The organism is Streptomyces sp. NRRL F-525 (genome assembly GCF_000716605.1).
GTDB lineage: Bacteria > Actinomycetota > Actinomycetes > Streptomycetales > Streptomycetaceae > Streptomyces.
Map to the genome: position 1 here is coordinate 159,396 of NZ_JNXE01000016.1, position 18,394 is coordinate 177,789.

An 18,394-nucleotide genomic window follows, 5' to 3' on the forward strand; every position below is an offset into this window, starting at 1 on the left:
GGTTCAGAAGCCGCCGCCGAAGTCTCCGCCGCCACCGTCGCCGCCCCCGAAGTCCCCTCCACCGCCGTCGCCGAAGCCGCCGCCGAAGTCGTTCGGGTCGAAGTTCGCGCCCGAGACGTCGCCGCCGTCGTAGCCGCCGGTGCCGAAGTCGCCGTAGCCCGTGCCGTAGTCGGAGGCGTAGGACGGGGTGGACATCATGCTGCCGAGGAGTGTGCCGACGAGGAGGCCGGGGAGGAGGCCGCCGCCGAAGTAGCCGCCTGCCCAGGGGCCGTAGGCCGGGCCGGCGTCCCAGTACGGGCGGCGGCCGTAGTCGGTGTCGACCTCGCGGATCATCGGGTCGCGGCCGTCGGCGAGGCGGGCCTGGTCGGCCGCGCAGACCGGGACCTCGCGGGGCGCGCCGCCGGGCGGGGTCCAGGTGGCGTCGGCGACCGAGGGGCCGTGGCGCGGGTCGAAGAAGCACGGGGCCCGGCGTTCGGGCAGGGGGCGGCCCTCTCGGCGGGCGGCGAGTTGAGCCAGGGAGAAGCGGCCGTCCTCCAGGGCCTGGGTGACCGACCGGACGTCCTCGGGTTTCGTGGCCGCCGCCATGTACGACTTGGCCTGCTCGTAGGCGTCGAGGGCGCGTTCGTAGTCCGCGCGCATCGCGTCGTCGGCGCCGGGTTCGGCCGGGTGGAATTCGAGGCGGTCCAGTTCCTCGCCGAAGGCCGTGATGTCCTCGTCCACGACCACCCGCAGCCTGTCGAGCGCCGCGCGCTGTTCCTCCTCGCGGCGGCGACGGCTACGGCGCACGAGGGTGTACGCCCCCGCGCCGCCCGCCACCAGCACCCCGCCCGCGACGATCAGCGCCGTACCGGAGACTCCCCCGCCGCCGTCCGACGAGCCGCCCCAGGACGCCGGCGCCGAACCGCCCATGCTCGCGAGCGCGCGGTCGGTGAAGTCCGTGAGCTGGGTCTTCGTGTCCTCGCCCTGGACGCTGCTGACCAGGTTCTGCACGGCGGTGTTCGACAGGACGGAGGAATCGGCCCGGGCAGCGAACTGGTTCCCGACGCGGACCGCGTAGAGGCCGGTGATGCCGGTCGCGGTGCGGAGGGTCGTGAAGCTCGTCTTCGGGAAGTCGGCGGGGAGGACCACGACGAACACGGGCTTGTCGGCGTCCTTGATCCGCTTGGCCAGCGCGTCGGCGTCCGCCGTCGACAGCTGCCCGCTCGCCGCCGGGTCGACGTAGACCGGGCTCTTGCGCAACGCCTGCGCGATCGTCGAGACGCCGGTGTCCGCGGCGGCCGGGGACGCCATGGTCAGGGCCGCGAGCAGCAGGGCCAGCAGCAGCCCGGAGAGGCTTCGGATCCGTACGACGGCCTTCATGATTCGACGCTACCGGAAGCCGGTCTCTTTGGTCGGCCCACCCGCGTCCGCTCACCCGCGTCCGCTCACCCGCGTCCGCTCACCGGTGTCCGCTCACCAGCTGACCCGCGCCGCCACCGGCAGGTGATCGCTCCCGGTCTCGGGCAGCACCCACGAACTCCGCGCCCGCACCCCCCGTACCAGAATCTGGTCGATGCGAGCGATCGGGAAGGCCGCGGGCCAGGTGAAGCCGAAGCCGTTCCCGGCCGTCTCCTGGGCCGAGGTCAGCCTCGACGTCAGGCCGTGGAACGCGCGGTCGTCCGTGGTGCCGTTCAGGTCGCCGAGCAGCACCACCCGCTGGTTCGGCTCGGCGGCGATCGCCTTGGCGAGCGCGCGGGCGCCGAAGTCACGGGAGTCCGTCCAGAAGCCCTGGCTGGGCATCACCCGCACGGAACCCAGGTGCGCCACGTACACCGCCAGCGGCCCGTGAACCGTGGCCACCGTCGTGCGCAGCGCCCGGACCTCGGCCGCCGCCTCCGCCGCCGATGGGGGCGGCTTGGTCTTCGCCAGCGGCCCGACATCTCCCTGTACGACGTCGACGGCCCGCGTGTCCGACAGCGGCAGCCTGCTCCACAGCCCGACCGTGCCCCGCACCTCGTGGTACGGGTACGCCTTCGCGAGCCCCTTCTCGTACGCACCCCGGGCCTGGTCGGTCAGCTCCTCCAACGCCAGCAAGTCCGCGCCGGAGAGCGCCAGTTGGCGGGCGGTGCCGGACGGGTCCGAGTTGCCGGCGTCGACGTTGTGGCTGACGACGGTGAGGTCGCCGCCGGGGTGGGACTTGTCGGTGAGCAGCCCGCCGAAGAAGCTCAGCCACACCGTGACCGGCAGCACCAGCGCGACCACGGCGGAGGGGGACCGGCGCCACAGCGCCCCGGCCAGCAGCACCGGCACGTAGATGCCGAACCACGGCAGGAGGCTCTCCGCCAGGCTGCCGACTCCCGCGAGGTCCGGGATCCGGGCGTGCAGCATCATCAGCAGGCCGAGCAGCAGGGCCAGCACCGCTAGCTCCGGGCGGCGTTTCCAGGGTTCGAGGGGAATCCGGGGCATCTTCACCCCGCCACTCAAGGCGGTCCGGTGTTGCCGGCCCGTATGGGGTTTTCGATACGCGGACGATATGGGCCGACTCCTACCATCGGACCCATGCGTGTGCTGATCGTCGAGGACGAGCCCTACCTGGCGGAGGCCATCCGCGACGGTCTGCGCCTGGCCGCGATCGCCGCCGACATCGCGGGGGACGGGAACACCGCGCTGGAGCTGCTGAGCGTCAACGCCTACGACATCGCCGTCCTCGACCGCGACATCCCCGGCCCCTCCGGCGACGAGGTCGCCCGCCGCATCGTCGCGTCCGGCAGCGGGATGCCGATCCTCATGCTCACCGCCGCCGACCGACTCGACGACAAGACCAGCGGGTTCGAACTCGGCGCCGACGACTACCTAACGAAGCCTTTCGAACTCCAGGAACTCGCGCTCCGGCTCCGGGCGTTGGACCGCAGACGCGCCCACAACCGTCCGCCTGTACGGGAGTTGGCGGGCCTGCGCGTCGACCCGTTCCGCAGGGAGGTCTACCGGGACGGCCGCTATGTCGCCCTGACCAGAAAGCAGTTCGCCGTACTGGACGTCCTCGTCACCGCCGAGGGCGGTGTCGTCAGCGCCGAGGAACTCCTGGAGCGGGCCTGGGACGAGAACGCCGACCCGTTCACCAACGCCGTGCGCATCACCGTCTCGGCGCTGCGCAAGCGGCTCGGCGAACCCTGGATCATCGCCACGGTGCCGGGCGTCGGGTACCGGATCGACGCGCAGCCCGAGGCCGGACGCGATGGAGAAGACCGTGGATGACGGAGACGGCCGTGGATAGGGCGCCCGGGATGAGCGTCCGTCTCAAACTCGCCCTCAGCTACGCCGGGTTCCTCATGGTGGCGGGTGCCCTGCTGCTCACGGCGGTGTGGGTGTTCCTCCTCCGCTACGTCCCCAACCGCGCGATGCTCATCAACCCCAACGACCGGCCCACGGACGGGGTCTTCCCCATCCGCTCCGCCCTCCTGGAGGTCTTCGCGCCGCGGGCGGCCGCCGTCCTCGCGTTCCTGTTGCTGTTCGGCCTCGTGGGCGGGTGGATCCTCGCCGGGCGCATGCTCGCCCCGCTGACCCGCATCACGGAGGCCACCCGCACGGCCACGAACGGCTCGCTCTCCCACCGCATCCAACTCCCGGGCCGCACCGACGAGTTCCGCGAACTCGCCGACGCCTTCGACACGATGCTCGCCCGGCTCGAAGCCCACGTCACCGAACAGCGGCGCTTCGCGGCCAACGCCTCCCACGAACTGCGCACCCCGCTCGCGATCTCGAAGACCCTCCTCGACCTGGCCCGCGCCGACCCCGACCAGGACACCGGCGAGATCATCGACCGCCTCCACGCCGTCAACACCCGGGCGATCGACGCCACCGAGGCCCTGCTCCTGCTCAGCCGCGCCAACCAGTGGTCCATCACCCGCGAACCCGTCGACCTCTCCCTCCTCGCGGAAGAGGCGACCGAGACACTCCTCCCCCTCGCGGAGAAGCACGGCGTCACCATCGAGACAGACGGCGACATCACCCCCGCCCGCGGCTCCCAGGCCCTCCTGCTCCAACTCACCACGAACCTCGTGCAGAACGCGATCGTCCACAACCTCCCCGAGCAGGGCACCGTGTGGGTGACCACCGCCGTCGGCCCCAAGTCCGCCGTCCTCACGGTGGAGAACACCGGCGACCCGCTCACCCCGCACCAGGTCTCGACCCTCACCGAGCCGTTCCAGCGCGGCACCGAACGGCTCCACACCGACCACGCGGGAGTGGGCCTCGGCCTGGCGATCGTCAAGACCATCACCGGCGCCCACGACGGCACCCTCACCCTGACCCCGCGCCCTGACGGCGGCCTCCGCGTCACGGTGGAACTCCCCGCCAACTAGCCGCACCCCCCGTGCCGTTGAGGCCACAGGGGGTGCGGGGAGACCACGGAGCAGGTGCTACGCCGCCTTGTACGCCTCCTCCAACTTCTTCACAGCCGCCGCGTACTTGCCCGTCAGCAACAGGTGATCCGCGTCGGCGAACGGCTTCGACACCGCCGCCGTCACGTTCTGGCCCACCTTCGCCTGCACGAGCAGCCGCGCCTTGGTGACGAGCGCCTTGCCGGTCGCCGCCGACCTGGCGTGCGCCGCCGCGGCCTCCAGCGTCTTCAGCGTGGCCGCGCCACCCGTCGGCGCCTTCGTCACCGTCGTCAGTCCCCAGCCGTACGGGAACTGCGGGTCGTACGACGTGTCACCCACGTTGATCGGCAGCTGGGCCTCCGACTTCGGCCAGGTGACCGGGAGTTGACCGGTGAAGGACCGCTTGCCGTAGAGCACGTCGGCCACACCGTCACCCTCGGTGCCGGGCAGCCAGGAGGCCACCAGGGCGTCGATCTTGGGGAGTCGGTCCCCGATCAGCTGCGGCCGCCCGGAGACGATCAGCACCGCGCACTTCATCGCCGCGCACACCTTGTCGACAGCTGCCTGGTCGGCCGGGGTGAGGGTCAGGTCGTTGCCATTGCCCACGTCACCGACGCCCTCGGCGTAAGGCGTCTCGCCGACGACGACCACCCCCACGTCATAACCACTGGTCGAGGCGGACGCGTCCTTGGAGTACGTGACGTTCCCGCCGGCGTTCTTCATCCCCTGGAGGATCGTCGTGCCGGTGGTGTTCGTGCCGGACGCGCCCTGCCAGGTGATGGTCCAGCCGCCGGTCTGGTTGCCGAGGTCGTCGGCGTTGGAACCGGCGACGTAGACCTTCTGGTTCTTCTTCAACGGCAGGACGCCGCCCGCGTTCTTCAGCAGCACCTGCGACTCGGCCGCCGCCTGCCGCGCCACGGCCCGGTGTGAAGTCGAGCCGATCTTCGAGGCGTTGCTCGTGTCGGCGTACGGCTTCTCGAAGAGGCCGAGCTTGAACTTCTGGGTGAGGATGCGCGACACGGCGTCGTCGATCCGCTTCTCGGTGACGTGGCCCGCCTTCACCTCGGCGATGAGCGTCGAGCTGAAGTCCTTGTAGCTGTACGGGACCATCATCATGTCGACGCCCGCGTTGACCGCCGTGTCGACGTGCGAGGCGTAGTCGCCGGGGAGTTGGTCGATGGCGTTCCAGTCGCTGATGACGAAGCCGTCGAAGCCCATGCGGTTCTTGAGGACGCCGTTGATCATGTCGGCGCGGGCGTGCATCTTCACCGGGCCGAGACCGTCGCCGACGATGTCGAGCGAGGAGTACGACGGCATGACCGTGCCGATGCCCCGGTCAACTGCCGTTTGGTACGGGGCGAGATGGATGGCTTCCAGCTGCTGCCGGGTGACCGTGGTGACGCCCTGGTCGATCGTGTACGTGCCCGTCGTGGACGAGCCGTACGCGGTGCCGCCGTCGCCGACGAAGTGCTTGGCGGTCGCCAGGACCTTGTCGTCGTCCTTCAACTGCTTGCCGTTCGCGGCGCCTTGGAGACCCTGGATCATCGTCTCCATCGACTGGACCAGTGCCGGGTCCTCGCCGAAGGACTCGTAGGAGCGGCCCCAGCGTTCGTCACGGGTGACGCAGAGGCAGGGGGCGAAGTCCCACGGGACGCCGGTCGAGCGGACCTCGCTGGCCGTCACCGCGCCGGTCTTCTCGGCGAGTTGGGGGTCGCGGGTCGCGCCGATGCCGATGTTGTGCGGCATGATCGTGGCGCCGGCCAGGTTGTTGTGGCCGTGCACCGCGTCGACGCCGTAGATCAGCGGGATCTGGAACCGCGTTGCCTGCGTGCGGAGTTGGAACGAGTCGATCATCTTCGCCCAGGCCGCCGCCGTGTTGGGCGTCGGGGTCGAGCCGCCGCCGGAGAGCAGGGAGCCGAGGTCGTAGGAGGCGATGTCGCTCGGTGTGCTCATCGCGCCGCGCTCGGCCTGGGTCATCTGCCCGGCCTTCTCCTCCAGCGACATGCGCTTGACGAGGTCGGCGACGCGCTTCTTGATGGGCAACTTGCTGTCCAGGTACGGCAGTCCGTGCGCGTCGACGACGACCTGCGGGTTCTCGGTCGGGGCCTTGGCGCCGGTGACCGTGAGCTTCAGCGGGATCGTCTCGGCGTTCTCGGCCGACTTGTCCTTGAGGGTGCGGACCTTGACCGTCTGGGTGGCGCCGGACGCGGTGCCCGCCGGGAAGGTGAGGGTGCCGGAGACCGGGGTGTAGTCCTTGCCGGAGGTGGCGGTGCCGCCGTCGGACGTGTAGGCGACGGTCACCGGGTCGTCGAGCGGGACGGCGCCGGTGGTGGAGACGGTGACCTTGACCGCGGCCGTAGCGCCCTCCTTGACCGGGTAGACGGCCGAGTCGGTGGTGACGGAGGCGCGCAGGGACTGGTCGGCCTTGCCGTACAACTCGACGTCGTCCATGGCGAATTGGCCCTTGATGCCGACGGGGAGCGTGACCGCGTAGCCCCACATCTGGGTCAGGCCGAGGACGTGGTCGATGCCGCCGACGGGCTGGTAGTCCGTGCGGTAGACGAAGTTCGTGAACGGGATCTCGATCTGCTTCCAGCCCGTGAAGTCGTCCGTGAAGGACGTCGTCCACAGCTCGGAGGCCTCGCCGTTCGCGCCGCCGTCCTTGATCTCGAAGTTGGTGGCCTTGCCGGTGTTCTGGCCGTCCCACCAGAAGCGGATGCCCTGGTGGGCGGACCAGTCGTGGCCGGGTTCGGTCGCGGCGTAGTCGTGGGTGAAGCCGCCGTAGCCGCTGATGTCGTACGTGCCGGAAAGAACCTTCGCGCCCTCGGGGGCGTCCGGTCTCGCGGTCAGGGCGAGTTGGGGCGGGTCGTCGGTGTCACCGCCCCAGGTGAAGATGCCCTCGGCGGGCTGGCTCGCGAAGGGCACCTCGCCCTCGAAGCGGTCGACGGGGGTGGGGGCGGGATCGGCGGCGGCGACCGCCTGGGAGACGGCGGCCGGTGACAGCAGCGCGGCGCACAGGGCGGCGGAAACGAGCAGGGCGGTTCTTGGCATGGACCTTCCCTCGGCTCTGGGGCTCTGGTTCACTCTGGGTTCGCACAGTTCACTCATGACTTAGATCACGCCGTGAGTTAACTAACGGCCCGCAGACCCGTCAAGACATCTCGTCAGGAAGGGCTAACGCATCCATGTCCAGGAGAACCCCCCGCACGGCCCGGCTGCTGCTCGCCGGACTGCTCTCCGTGGCCGGCTTCACCGCGGCCGTACCCCCCGCACACGCCGCCGGTGAACAGGTCACGGCCTGGCTCACCACCACCGACGACGCCGCCGGACGCCATGTCACGCGCGGCCTCCAGGCCCAGACGCCGTTCGCCTTCTCGTCCGGGACGGGCGGCAGCGGCGAGAACATCACCGTCGACGAGAACACCCGCTACCAGACGTTCACCGGGGGCGGCGCGTCCTTCACGGACACGGCGGCCTGGCTGATGAACAGCAGCGGCGCGCTGTCGGCGGCGACCCGGAACGCGACGATGACCAAGCTGTTCTCGCCGACCGACGGGATCGGGCTTTCGTTCCTGCGCAACCCGATGGGTGCCTCGGACCTCGCGCGGTACGGGTACTCGTACGACGACGTGGCCGCCGGGCAGACCGACCCGAACCTCAACTCCTTCTCGATCGCGCACGATCTGGCCGATGTCGTGCCGCTGACCAAGCAGGCGCTGACCCTCAACCCCTCCCTGACTGTCATGGCCTCGCCATGGACGGCACCGGCGTGGATGAAGGACAGCGGGTCGCTCAACGGGGGCTGGCTGAAGTCCGAGGACTACGCGGCCTACGCCAACTACTTCGTCAAGTACCTCCAGGCGTACAAGAACCAGGGCATCAACGTCTCGTACGTCACTCCGCAGAACGAGCCGACCTGTTGCTCCGGCTATCCGTCGATGAGCTGGAACGCGTCCGGGCTGCAGTACTTCCTGGAGAACGACCTGCTGCCGCAGCTCCAGTCGGCGGGACTCACCACCAAGGTCCTTGCGCACGACTGGAATTGGGACGTCTACGACTCCTACGCGTCCGCGCTCGTCAACGACGCGGCGATCCGCAACCACCCCAACTTCGGCGGGATCGCCTGGCACGGGTACGGCGGTGACGTCGGCGAGCAGACCACCGTGCACAACCAGTACCCGAACCTGGACGCGTTCGGTACCGAGCACTCCGGTGGTACCTGGATCGCCAATCAGCAGCGCGAGGACATGAACAACATCATTGACTACACCCGGAATTGGGCTAAGTCGGTGACCAAGTGGTCCCTCGCCGTGGATCAGAACATGGGGCCGCACAACGGGGGTTGTGGTACCTGCACCGGGCTCATCACCGTGCACAACGGGGACGGGGCGAGTGGGACCGTCGACTACACCGTCGAGTACTACACGATGGGGCAACTGACGAAGTTCGTGCGGCCGGGTGCTCAGCGGATCGCTTCTACTGCGTCCACGAATGTGCCTAACGTGGCTTGGCGTAATCCCGATGGGTCCAAGGCGCTCATCGCGTACAACGACTCGTCTGCGGCCAAGACTGTCACCATCAACTGGGGTGGGCAGCACGCGACTTACTCGTTGCCTGGGAAGACGTCCGCGACGTTCACGTGGGCGGGGACGCAGGCGGGTGGCGGCAGCCAGACCGGGGCGTTCGTGGGGCTCGCGAGCAAGTGCCTTGATGTTGCTGGGGGTTCGACCACCAACGGCACGGCCGTGCAGCTCTATGACTGCAACTCCTCGACTGCCCAGCAGTGGACCGTGGGGACCGACGGGACGGTGCGGGCGCTGGGCAAGTGCCTTGACGTTACGTCGGCTTCGACCGCCGACGGGGCGAAGGTGCAGCTCTACGACTGCAATGGGACCGCCGCTCAGCAGTGGTCGTACAACGCGAGTACCGGGGATGTGGTGAATACGGCGGCCAACAAGTGCCTTGATGTGACGGGCAATACGTCTGCGAATGGGACTCGGGCGCAGATCTGGACTTGTACCGGGGCTGCCAACCAGAAGTGGCATCTGCAGTAGGTTTTCGCCCCCGCCGCCCCTACCCGTCCCATCCTTCTGGGGCTCCGCCCCAGGCCCCGCCAGGGGGCTCTGCCCCCTGGACCCCCGCTCCTCAAACGCCGGAGGGCTGAAAAGAACACACCGCCGGAAGGGCTGGAGTCCAGCCCTTCCGGCGGTACTTGTCACTCCGCCGGCTCCACGCCCGCCTTCAGCAAGCCGTATGTGTACGCGTCCGCCAGCGCCTGCCAGGACGCGGCGATGACGTTCTCCGCCACGCCCACCGTCGACCACTCCGCCGAGCCGTCCGACGTGGCGATCAGGACGCGGGTCGTGGAGGACGTGCCGTGCTTGCCCTCCAGGATGCGGACCTTGTAGTCGACGAGCTCCAGTTTGGCGAGCTGGGGGTAGATCTTCTCCAGGGCTACGCGGAGGGCGCGGTCCAGGGCGTGGACCGGGCCGTTGCCCTCGGCGGTGGCTACGATGCGCTCGCCCTTGGCGAAGAGCTTGACCGTGGCCTCGTTGGCGTGGGTGCCGTCGGGGCGGTCTTCGACGATGGCGCGCCAGGACTCGACCTCGAAGTAGGAGCGGGCCTTGCCCTCCGCCTCCGCGCGGAGCAGCAGCTCGAAGCTCGCGTCTGCCGCCTCGTACGTGTAGCCCTTGAGCTCACGCTCCTTGACCCGCTCCACCACCCGGCCGACCAGCTCGCGGTCGCCGCTGATGTCTACGCCGAGTTCCTTGCCCTTGAGTTCGATCGACGCTCGGCCCGCCATGTCGGAGACCAGCATCCGCATGGTGTTGCCGACCTGCTCGGGGTCGATGTGCTGGTACAGGTCCGGGTCGACCTTGATCGCGGAGGCGTGCAGGCCCGCCTTGTGGGCGAAGGCGGAGACGCCTACGTAGGGCTGGTGGGTGGAGGGGGTGAGGTTCACGACCTCGGCGATCGCGTGCGAGATGCGGGTCATCTCGCGGAGCTTGCCGTCGGGGAGGACCTTCTTGCCGTACTTCAGCTCCAGGGCCGCTACTACGGGGAAGAGGTTGGCGTTTCCTACGCGCTCGCCGTAGCCGTTCGCCGTGCACTGGACGTGGGTCGCGCCCGCGTCGACGGCGGCGAGGGTGTTGGCGACCGCGCAGCCCGTGTCGTCCTGGGTGTGGATGCCGAGCCGGGCGCCGGTGTCGGCGAGGACCGTGGAGACGACCGCCTGGATCTGCGCCGGGAGCATGCCGCCGTTGGTGTCGCAGAGGATCACGACGGAGGCGCCGGCCTCGGCGGCGGAGCGTACGACCGCCTTCGCGTACTCGGGGTTCGCGCGGTAGCCGTCGAAGAAGTGCTCGCAGTCGACGAAGACGCGGCGGCCCTGGGCGACCAGGTGGGAGACGGTGTCGCGGACCATCGCCAGGTTCTCGTCGAGGGTCGTGCGCAGCGCCAGCTCCACGTGGCGGTCGTGGGACTTCGCAACGAGGCAGATGACCTCGGTGTCGGCGTCCAGGAGCGCCTTGACCTGCGGGTCCTCGGCCGCCTTCGCGCCCGCTCGCCGGGTGGCGCCGAAGGCCACCAGCTTGGCGTGCTTGAAGTCGATCTCCTGCCGGGCGCGGGCGAAGAACTCGGTGTCCCGCGGGTTGGCGCCGGGCCAGCCGCCCTCGATGAAGCCCACGCCGAAGTCGTCCAGGTGCCGAGCGATGGCCAGCTTGTCCGCGACGGTGAGGTTGATGCCCTCCCGCTGCGCGCCGTCACGCAGGGTCGTGTCGAAGACGTGGAACGAATCGTCGAGTTCGCTGGTTTCCGTCATGGTCTGGCTCCTGAGGATCTGAATCTCGGTCTGTACCGGAATGACCGGCTCCACCGTCCCTCAATGATCCCTCGCACTGCTTTCCCGGCTGCAGGTGGGCCAGAAAAGCGAAAAACCCCTCGCGGGTGCGAGAGGTCTGCGCGCGGGTCGAGTGACGACGGTGGCCGCCCGTACCTGGTCGTACGAGGCGGTCACTGCGGACCGGCGCGCCTGCTGCCAATAATCGTGGCGAACGAGAACACGGACGCAGTCTGGCACACCCCGCGTCCGTGCTCACCGTCCGTCTCATGATGCGAACAGCCGGTTGATCAACTCCGCCGATCCGACCGGGACGGAAGGTCACACGTCCGCGAGCAGTCCCTCGTCCAGGAACTCCCGTACGTGGCCGAGAACTTGGGTCCGGTCCGTGCCCCGCAGCCCGATCGCCACGTGGATGGAGAAACCGTCGAGAAGAGCGCGCAGCCGAGCGGCGAAACGGTCCGGGTCGACTGCCCGGAACTCCCCGCGCGAGACACCCTCCGCGATCAGTGCGACCAGGTCGCGGTGCCAGACGCCCTCGATGGCGGCCTGGCGGTCGCGGGCGTCGTCGTCGGCGTTCTGCGAGCGGTTCCAGACCTCCAGCCACAGGGTCCAGTGCGGGTCGCGGTGGCCTTCGGGGACGTACAGGTCGACGTACGCGTCGACACGCTCGCGGGCCGTCGCCCCCGTACGGGTGAGCAGGCGGCCGCGCTCGGCGCCCAGCCTGCCCTCGCTCCACTCCAGGGCCTGGAGCAGGAGTTCGTCCTTGGAGTGGAAGTAGTAGAGGAGATGGCCGCTGCTCATGCCGACCTCGCGGCCGAGCGCCGCCATGGTGAGCTGCTCCAGGCCGTGTTCGGCGATCATGCCCATGGCCGCGGCGAGGACGTCCTCGCGCGGCGGCGCGTTCTTCCGCGCACCGGCCATTCCCGTCTCCTCCGGCCCTAGATCCTCGGCTGCTGCTGGGTGATGCAGTGGATGCCTCCACCGCCCGCGAAGATCGTACGGGCGTCCACCAGCGTGACCGTCCGCTCGGGGAAGAGACGGCGGAAGATCCCGGCCGCGACCTCGTCGTTCGGGTCGTCGAAGGCGCAGAGGACCACCCCGCCGTTGCAGAGGTAGTGGTTGATGTAGGAGTAGTCGACCCAGTCGCCGTCCTCGTCCTTGAGGACCGTCGGGGCGGGGATCTCCACGACCTCCAGGCGGCGGCCCTTCGCGTCGGTCTCGGCGCGGAGGAGGCCGAGGTACTCCTGCGAGCGGGCGTGATCCGGGTGGGCCGGGTCGCGCTGGCTGTGGACCAGGACGGTGCCGGGCCTGGCGAAGGCCGCGACGATGTCGACGTGGCCCTGGGTGCCGTAGACGCCGTAGTCGCCGGTGAGGCCGTGCGGGAGCCAGATGGCCTTTGTGGTGCCGAGCCTCGCGTGGATCTCCGCCTCGACCTGCTCACGCGTCCAGCCGGGGTTGCGCCCGGCGCCGAGCTGGACCGTCTCCGTGAGCAGCACCGTGCCCTCGCCGTCGACGTGGATCGCGCCGCCCTCGTTGACGAGCGTGCTGCTGAGCGCGGGGACTCCGGCCAGGTCGGCGACATGGCGGGCGATCTTGGAGTCGTGCTCCCAGCGGGCCCAGCTCTGGGCGCCCCAGCCGTTGAACGTCCAGTCGACGGCGGCCAGTCGACCCTTGCCGTCGGTGACGAACGTGGGGCCGATGTCCCGCATCCACGCGTCGTCCAGCTCGCGCTCGACCAGGTCGACGTCCGGGCCGAGCAGCTCGCGCGCCGAGTCGCCCTGACCCGGCCCGTGCACCATCGTCACCGGTTCGAAGCGGCGCACGGCTCGGGCCACGGACGCCCAGGCGGCGCGGGCCTCGGCCAGTTCGCCGGCGTTGGTGAAGGTCGGGTTGGGGCCCGGCCAGGCCATCCAGGTGCGCTCGTGCGGGGTCCATTCGGCGGGCATCCGGAAGCCGTCGGTGGCAGCGGACATGGGGGCCCCTTTCAAAAAGTGTGACACTTTTCGCGAAAGTGTCACAGAAAGTACAGTCGGTTGAGGGAGACGGAGTCGGCCGGCTCCGAGCGCAGCGGTTCGCCGTCGAGGGTGACCAGGCCCGTCCGCTGGTCCACGTCGACCGCTCCGGTACGGGAGTTGAGCCGCAGGTCGGCGGGCCCGATGCCCCGGGTGCCGCGAACCGCCACCCGTCGGCGCCGAGTTGGCATCGAGTCGTTCCCCTGGTCCAGGGCCGCCTGGGCCACGAAGGCCACGGAGATGTCGGCGGGCGTCGAGCCGTGCGCGCCGAACTGCGGTCCCAGGACGAGGGGTTCGCAGGTGTCGGTCGCCGCGTTGGGGTCGCCGACCACGCCGTACGCCGGGAACCCGGACTTCAGGACGAGCTGCGGCTTCGCGCCGAAGTACTCCGGCCGCCACAGCACGATGTCCGCGAGCTTGCCGACCTCGATGGAGCCGACCTCGTGCGAAAGTCCGTGCGCGATCGCGGGGTTGACGGTCAGCTTGGCGATGTAGCGCAGGACGCGTTCGTTGTCGTGGCCGACGTCCGGGGCGCCCAGTTCGGCCTTCATCTTCCCGGCCATCGCGAACGTACGGCGGACGGTCTCGCCCGCCCGGCCCATGCCCTGCGCGTCGGACGAGGTGATGCCGATCGCGCCCAGGTCGTGCAGCACGTCCTCGGCGCCCATCGTCCCGGCGCGGATGCGGTCGCGGGCCATGGCGGCGTCGCCGGGCAGGTCGGTCTTCAGGTCGTGGACGGAGACGATCATGCCGTAGTGCTCGGCCACCGCGTCCCGGCCGAAGGGCAGGGTGGGGTTGGTGGAGGAGCCGATGACATTCGCAACTCCCGCCATCTTCAAGACATTCGGCACGTGTCCGCCGCCGCAGCCCTCGATGTGGAAGGCGTGGATCGTCCGGCCCTCCAGGACGCGCAGGGTGTCCTCGACGGACAGGCACTCGTTCAACCCGTCGCTGTGCAGGGCGACTTGGACGTCGTGCTCCTCGGCGACCCGCAACGCGGTGTCCAGCGCGCGGGTGTGGGCGCCCATGTCCTCGTGCACCTTGAAGCCGGACGCGCCGCCCTCCGCGAGGGCCTCCACCAGCGGGGCCGCGTCGGACGACGAACCCCGCCCCAGGAAGCCGATGTTGACCGGCCAGGCGTCGAAGGCGTTGAACGCGTGGCGCAGCGCCCAGGGCGAGTTGACGCCGACGCCCCACACCGGGCCGAACTCCTGCCCGATGATCGTGGTCACCCCGGACGCCAGCGAGGCCTCCATGATGCGCGGCGAGAGGAGGTGCACGTGGGTGTCGACCGCACCGGCCGTGGCGATGAGCCCCTCGCCGGACACGATGGAGGTACCGGTGCCGACGACGACGTCGACCCCGTCGAGGGTGTCGGGGTTACCGGCCCGCCCGATGGAGCAGATCCGCCCCTCCCGGATCCCGATGGACACCTTGCGGATGCCCTGCACCGCGTCGATCACGACGACGTTGCTGATCACGACGTCGCAGGTGTCGCGCACGGCGGCGGCCTTGAGGTGCAGTCCGTCGCGGGCCGTCTTGCCGAACCCGGCGAGGAACTCGTCGCCGTAGCGCTGCGAGTCGGACTCGACCCGGATGGTCAGCCCCGAGTCGCCGAGGCGGACGCGGTCGCCGGCGCGGGGGCCGTGGGTGGCCGCGTACTCGTACGGGTTCACTGCTCAACTCCCAGGTAGCCGCAGGCGGTTGCGCGGCGCAGTGCCTCCGCCTTGGCGCCCGGCGCGTCCAGCGGGCCGTCGACGAGGCCCGCGAAACCGATCGCGACGCGCTCGCCGCCGATGGGCAGCAGGCCGACGTCGGCGCTCTCGCCCGGGCCGAAGCGGACGGAGGATCCGGCGGGTACGGCGAGGCGCATGCCGTAGGCCTCGGCGCGGGGGAAGTCGAGGCGCGGGTTGGCCTCGAAGAAGTGGAAGTGTGAGGTCACGGAGACGGGGACGGTCGCGGTGTTGGTGACCGTGACGCGGACGACGGCCTCGGGCTCGGCGTGCGGCGGTCCCGGGAGCAGGGCGCCCGGGGCGTCCCCGGCCAGTCCCCCGCCGATCGGGTCGGAGACCACCGCGAGCCGCGAACCGTCGTCGAAGACGGCCTCGACATGCACCTCGGTGACGACGTCGGCGACGCCCGGGAGGACGTCGTCGGGACCGAGGACGGACCGCGCGCGCTCGATGGCCTCGGCCAGCCGCCTCCCGTCCCGGGCGGCCTCGCACACCGTGTCCGCGATGAGCGCGGTGGCCTCCGGCACGTTGAGCCGCAGGCCGCGGGCCTTGCGGGCGCGGGCCAGTTCGGCGGCCGAGAACAGCAGCAGCCGGTCGCGTTCCGTGGGGGTGAGCCTCATCCCGTATCCCTCCTTTAGAGCATCACTCTAAACCGTAAAAGCCATATCCGGAATGCTTGACGCGCCACCCTTGCCCGGTTCACATTGAACGTCACTCTAAGAAAGAGGTGGCCCACCATGCCGATAGAACAGCGCGGAGTCGACACCGTCCCCGACGCGGAACGCACCAGCGGCCCGCGCGATCTCGTGTCGATCCTGCTCGGCTCCAACCTCTGTCTCGGCGTGATCATCTTCGGCTGGCTGCCGCCGTCGTTCGGGCTCGGCTGGTGGGCCTCGGTCTCCTCGATCGTCGCGGGCACGGTGGTCGGGACGGTGTTCACGGCCCCGCTCGCGCTGGTCTCGCTGCGCACCGCGACCAACCTGTCGACGTCGTCCGGCGCCCAGTTCGGGGTACGGGGCCGGCTGGTCGGCTCGGTGGTCGGCCTGCTGCTCGCCCTCGGCTATACCGCGCTGACCGTATGGATCGGCGGCGATGTGATGGTGGGCGTGCTGGGGCGGCTGTTCGGGCTGCCGGCGGACGGGGTGTCGTACGCCGTCGTGTACGCGCTGCTCGCGGCGGCGACCGTGGCGGGGGCGGTGTACGGCTACCGGGTGCTGCTGGCCATGTCCCGCGTGCTGTCCGTCGGCATGACGGCGCTGCTGGTCCTCGGGGTGATCGCGTACGCCCCGCACTTCACGACCTCCGCGCTGCCGGGGGCGGGCGGGTATCTGCTGGGCGGGTTCTGGCCGACCTGGTGTCTGGCGACGGTGGCGGCGGGGTTGTCCGGACCGATCGCGTTCATCACCCTGCTCGGGGACTACACGCGCTACATCTCCCCGGCCCGCCACACCTCACGCCGGGTCCTGCACGCGACCTGGCTCGGGCTGATCGCCGGGCTCCTCGTCCCCCAACTCTTCGGCACGTTCACGGCGTTCGGGGCGCGGGCGGCTCTCGACTACGCGGGCCCGCTGGTGTCGGCGTCCCCCACCTGGTACCTGGTCCCGCTGCTGCTCGCCGCCTCCGCGGGCTCGGTCGGCAACGCGGGCCTGATGCTCTACTCCATGGGCCTCGACCTGGACGCGATCCTGCCCCGCGCGTCCCGGGCCCGGGCCACCTGCGCGGTCGCGGTCGTCGCCATGGCCTGCGTCTTCGTCGGCCACTACGCCTGGAACGCCCAGTCCGCGATGACGTCCTTCGTGCTCCTGCTGACGGCGATCGGCACGCCGTGGGCGGTGATCACGCTCATCGGTTTCGTGCGGTGCGGCGGGATGTACGACGCGGACGCCCTCCAGGTCTTCAACCGCCGCTCCCGGGGCGGGATTTACTGGTTCCGGGCGGGCTGGAACGTCCCGGCGGTGATCTCCTGGGCGGTGGGCGCGGGGGTCGGTCTGCTGGCGGTGTCCCTGCCGTCGTACGAGGGGCCGTTGCTGTCGTTGACGGGTGGGGTGGACTGCAGCTTCTTGCTGTCGGGGGTGGTGGGAGGCGTGGTGTACCTCGCGCTGACAGCCGGGCAGGCTTCAGTGCGCCGGCAGCCCCGGCAGGAACTCGCTCGCTCCGAAAGCAGGCTCTAGGTCGGTGAACCAGGTCGCGCTCTCGTCGTAGGCCGCGAAGAACGGGCGGTCCACGAGGGACGGATCGCGGGCCTGGATCAGATGCAGCACGAAGACCTTCTCGCCGGCCACCTCCGCGACGCCGTCCACGCAGACCTTGCCCGGCATCGCGGACATGACCGGGCCGCGGACCGTGCGGGCGAGGCCGGAGACGCGGGCGTAGGCGTCGCGGAAGATCTGGTGGCCGCGGGCCAGGGGGACGCCGAAGTAGCCCTGGGGGCCGGTGTCGCGCTCCACGAACTGGTAGTACGGCACCGCGCCGAGCGTGGTCGTCTCGTCCCACAGCTCGGCCCAGGCCTCGGCGCTGTCGTTGATGCCGGCCACCAGCGGGCCCTGGCAGCGGATCACGGCGCCCGTGCCCCGCACCCGGCGCATCGCGTCCCGGACGACCGGCGGGCGCAGTTCCTGCGGGTGGGTGAAGTGGGCCATCAGGGCCAGGTGACGGCCGCTCGCCACCACCTTCTCGAAGAGGCGCAGCAGGTCGTCGGCGTCCCGGTCGGTGGTGAAGCGGTACGGCCAGAAGGCGAGGGACTTGGTGCCGATACGGATCGAGCGGATCGTGTCGATCTCCAGGAGGGGATCGACGTAGCGGCGCAGCACCTCGGTGCTCATCACCAGCGGGTCGCCGCCCGTGATCAGCGCGCTGGTGACCTCGGGGTGGGCCCGGAGATAGGCGCTGGTCATGCCGATGTCGTCGGTGGCGATGCGGAGTTCGGACTCGCCGACGAACTGGGGCCAGCGGAAGCAGTACGTGCAGTAGGCGTGGCAGGTCTGGCCCTGGCGCGGGAAGATCAGCACCGTCTCGGGGTACTTGTGCTGGAGCCCTTCCAGGCGCTCGCCCTCGTGCACAGGCACGTTGGCGTCGAGCTGGCCCGAGGGGTGCGGGTTCAGCTTCATCCTGATCTCGTGGGCCGCGCGCAGGACTTCGGCCTTGGGCGCCTCCTGGGAGAGGAGGTCCGCCATCTGCTTGAGGTCCGGCTCGGGCAACATCCCGGCCTGCGGGAACGTCAGCCGGAAGATCGGGTCGTCGGGCACCGCCGACCAGTCGATCAGCTCGTCGACGACATAGGTGTTCGTACGGAACGGCAGGACCGAGGAGACGGCCCGCAGGTCGAGCCGTTCGGTGGCCGACAGGGGCACGCGTTGCAGCAGGCCGTCCAGGTCGCGGGGCGTGAAGGCGCGGAATCTGGGGCTCGTGCGTGGAGCGGGGTGGTGCGCCGAACTCATATGTGCCAGGGCC

Annotated in this window: 13 protein-coding genes; 4 read left to right on the top strand and 9 right to left on the bottom strand. The window is 70.1% G+C overall.

Features of this window, described 5'->3' with window-relative positions:
- Positions 1 to 3: 3 nt before the first annotated feature.
- Both OO69_RS23535 and OO69_RS23540 read right to left on the bottom strand, forming a co-directional pair.
- Entirely contained in the window at positions 4 to 1,359 is a 1,356-nt protein-coding gene (locus OO69_RS23535; RefSeq protein WP_033282711.1) for a hypothetical protein, read from the bottom strand.
- Positions 1,360 to 1,452: 93 nt separating this feature from the next.
- Positions 1,453 to 2,445, bottom strand: coding sequence for an endonuclease/exonuclease/phosphatase family protein (locus OO69_RS23540; RefSeq protein ID WP_051801178.1), 993 nt, complete (start codon positions 2,443 to 2,445; stop codon positions 1,453 to 1,455).
- A 93-nt stretch (positions 2,446 to 2,538) separates the two neighbouring features.
- Here OO69_RS23540 and OO69_RS23545 point away from each other — a divergent pair, with 93 nt between their 5' ends.
- On the top strand, positions 2,539 to 3,234 hold the full coding sequence (locus OO69_RS23545) for a response regulator transcription factor (protein ID WP_033282713.1): 696 nt from the start codon (positions 2,539 to 2,541) through the stop codon (positions 3,232 to 3,234).
- Between the two features lie 29 nt (positions 3,235 to 3,263).
- Positions 3,264 to 4,340: a sensor histidine kinase gene (locus OO69_RS23550; protein WP_033282714.1), complete on the top strand. Its 1,077-nt coding sequence runs from the start codon at positions 3,264 to 3,266 to the stop codon at positions 4,338 to 4,340.
- Between the two features lie 57 nt (positions 4,341 to 4,397).
- Here OO69_RS23550 and OO69_RS23555 read toward each other — a convergent pair whose 3' ends face one another.
- Positions 4,398 to 7,409, bottom strand: coding sequence for a glycoside hydrolase family 3 protein (locus OO69_RS23555; RefSeq protein WP_033282715.1), 3,012 nt, complete (start codon positions 7,407 to 7,409; stop codon positions 4,398 to 4,400).
- Between the two features lie 134 nt (positions 7,410 to 7,543).
- On the opposite strand from OO69_RS23555, the gene OO69_RS23560 reads away from it, so the two are divergent.
- Positions 7,544 to 9,412 carry a ricin-type beta-trefoil lectin domain protein gene (locus OO69_RS23560; protein WP_033282716.1) on the top strand — a complete coding sequence of 623 codons (1,869 nt, stop codon included), beginning with the start codon at positions 7,544 to 7,546 and terminating at the stop codon, positions 9,410 to 9,412.
- 161 nt (positions 9,413 to 9,573) lie between these two features.
- Here the strand turns inward: OO69_RS23560 and cimA are convergent, their stop codons facing one another.
- The 5 genes from cimA to ureA form a co-directional block, all read right to left on the bottom strand.
- On the bottom strand, positions 9,574 to 11,178 hold the full coding sequence (gene cimA / locus OO69_RS23565; RefSeq protein WP_033282848.1) for a citramalate synthase: 1,605 nt from the start codon (positions 11,176 to 11,178) through the stop codon (positions 9,574 to 9,576).
- 339 nt (positions 11,179 to 11,517) lie between these two features.
- Positions 11,518 to 12,120, bottom strand: coding sequence for a TetR/AcrR family transcriptional regulator (locus OO69_RS23570; RefSeq protein ID WP_033282717.1), 603 nt, complete (start codon positions 12,118 to 12,120; stop codon positions 11,518 to 11,520).
- A gap of 17 nt (positions 12,121 to 12,137) precedes the next feature.
- The gene (locus tag OO69_RS23575) at positions 12,138 to 13,172 is read right to left on the bottom strand and encodes an agmatine deiminase family protein (RefSeq protein WP_033282718.1); all 1,035 of its coding nucleotides are present in this window, start codon (positions 13,170 to 13,172) and stop codon (positions 12,138 to 12,140) included.
- 41 nt (positions 13,173 to 13,213) lie between these two features.
- Positions 13,214 to 14,887, bottom strand: a complete 1,674-nt coding sequence (locus OO69_RS23580) for an urease subunit alpha (protein ID WP_033282719.1) — start codon at positions 14,885 to 14,887, stop codon at positions 13,214 to 13,216.
- Positions 14,884 to 15,564: an urease subunit gamma gene (gene ureA, locus OO69_RS23585; protein ID WP_033282720.1), complete on the bottom strand. Its 681-nt coding sequence runs from the start codon at positions 15,562 to 15,564 to the stop codon at positions 14,884 to 14,886. Before ureA ends, OO69_RS23580 begins: the two co-directional genes overlap by 4 nt.
- Before the next feature lie 117 nt (positions 15,565 to 15,681).
- On the opposite strand from ureA, the gene OO69_RS23590 reads away from it, so the two are divergent.
- Complete coding sequence (locus tag OO69_RS23590) at positions 15,682 to 17,115, top strand: cytosine permease (protein WP_051801167.1); 1,434 nt, start codon at positions 15,682 to 15,684, stop codon at positions 17,113 to 17,115.
- Here OO69_RS23590 and OO69_RS48885 read toward each other — a convergent pair.
- On the bottom strand, positions 17,062 to 18,381 hold the full coding sequence (locus OO69_RS48885) for a KamA family radical SAM protein (protein ID WP_051801168.1): 1,320 nt from the start codon (positions 18,379 to 18,381) through the stop codon (positions 17,062 to 17,064). The two genes, OO69_RS23590 and OO69_RS48885, sit on opposite strands and share 54 nt — an antisense overlap.
- Positions 18,382 to 18,394: the final 13 nt, after the last annotated feature.

Coding starts and splice junctions, on each gene's coding strand:
- OO69_RS23535 (WP_033282711.1), bottom strand. CDS start 1,359: ATGAAGGCCGTCGTACGGATCCGAAGCCTCTCCGGGCTGCTGCTGGCC.
- OO69_RS23540 (WP_051801178.1), bottom strand. CDS start 2,445: ATGCCCCGGATTCCCCTCGAACCCTGGAAACGCCGCCCGGAGCTAGCG.
- OO69_RS23545 (WP_033282713.1), top strand. CDS start 2,539: ATGCGTGTGCTGATCGTCGAGGACGAGCCCTACCTGGCGGAGGCCATC.
- OO69_RS23550 (WP_033282714.1), top strand. CDS start 3,264: ATGAGCGTCCGTCTCAAACTCGCCCTCAGCTACGCCGGGTTCCTCATG.
- OO69_RS23555 (WP_033282715.1), bottom strand. CDS start 7,409: ATGCCAAGAACCGCCCTGCTCGTTTCCGCCGCCCTGTGCGCCGCGCTG.
- OO69_RS23560 (WP_033282716.1), top strand. CDS start 7,544: ATGTCCAGGAGAACCCCCCGCACGGCCCGGCTGCTGCTCGCCGGACTG.
- cimA (WP_033282848.1), bottom strand. CDS start 11,178: ATGACGGAAACCAGCGAACTCGACGATTCGTTCCACGTCTTCGACACG.
- OO69_RS23570 (WP_033282717.1), bottom strand. CDS start 12,120: ATGGCCGGTGCGCGGAAGAACGCGCCGCCGCGCGAGGACGTCCTCGCC.
- OO69_RS23575 (WP_033282718.1), bottom strand. CDS start 13,172: ATGTCCGCTGCCACCGACGGCTTCCGGATGCCCGCCGAATGGACCCCG.
- ureA (WP_033282720.1), bottom strand. CDS start 15,564: ATGAGGCTCACCCCCACGGAACGCGACCGGCTGCTGCTGTTCTCGGCC.
- OO69_RS23590 (WP_051801167.1), top strand. CDS start 15,682: ATGCCGATAGAACAGCGCGGAGTCGACACCGTCCCCGACGCGGAACGC.
- OO69_RS48885 (WP_051801168.1), bottom strand. CDS start 18,381: ATGAGTTCGGCGCACCACCCCGCTCCACGCACGAGCCCCAGATTCCGC.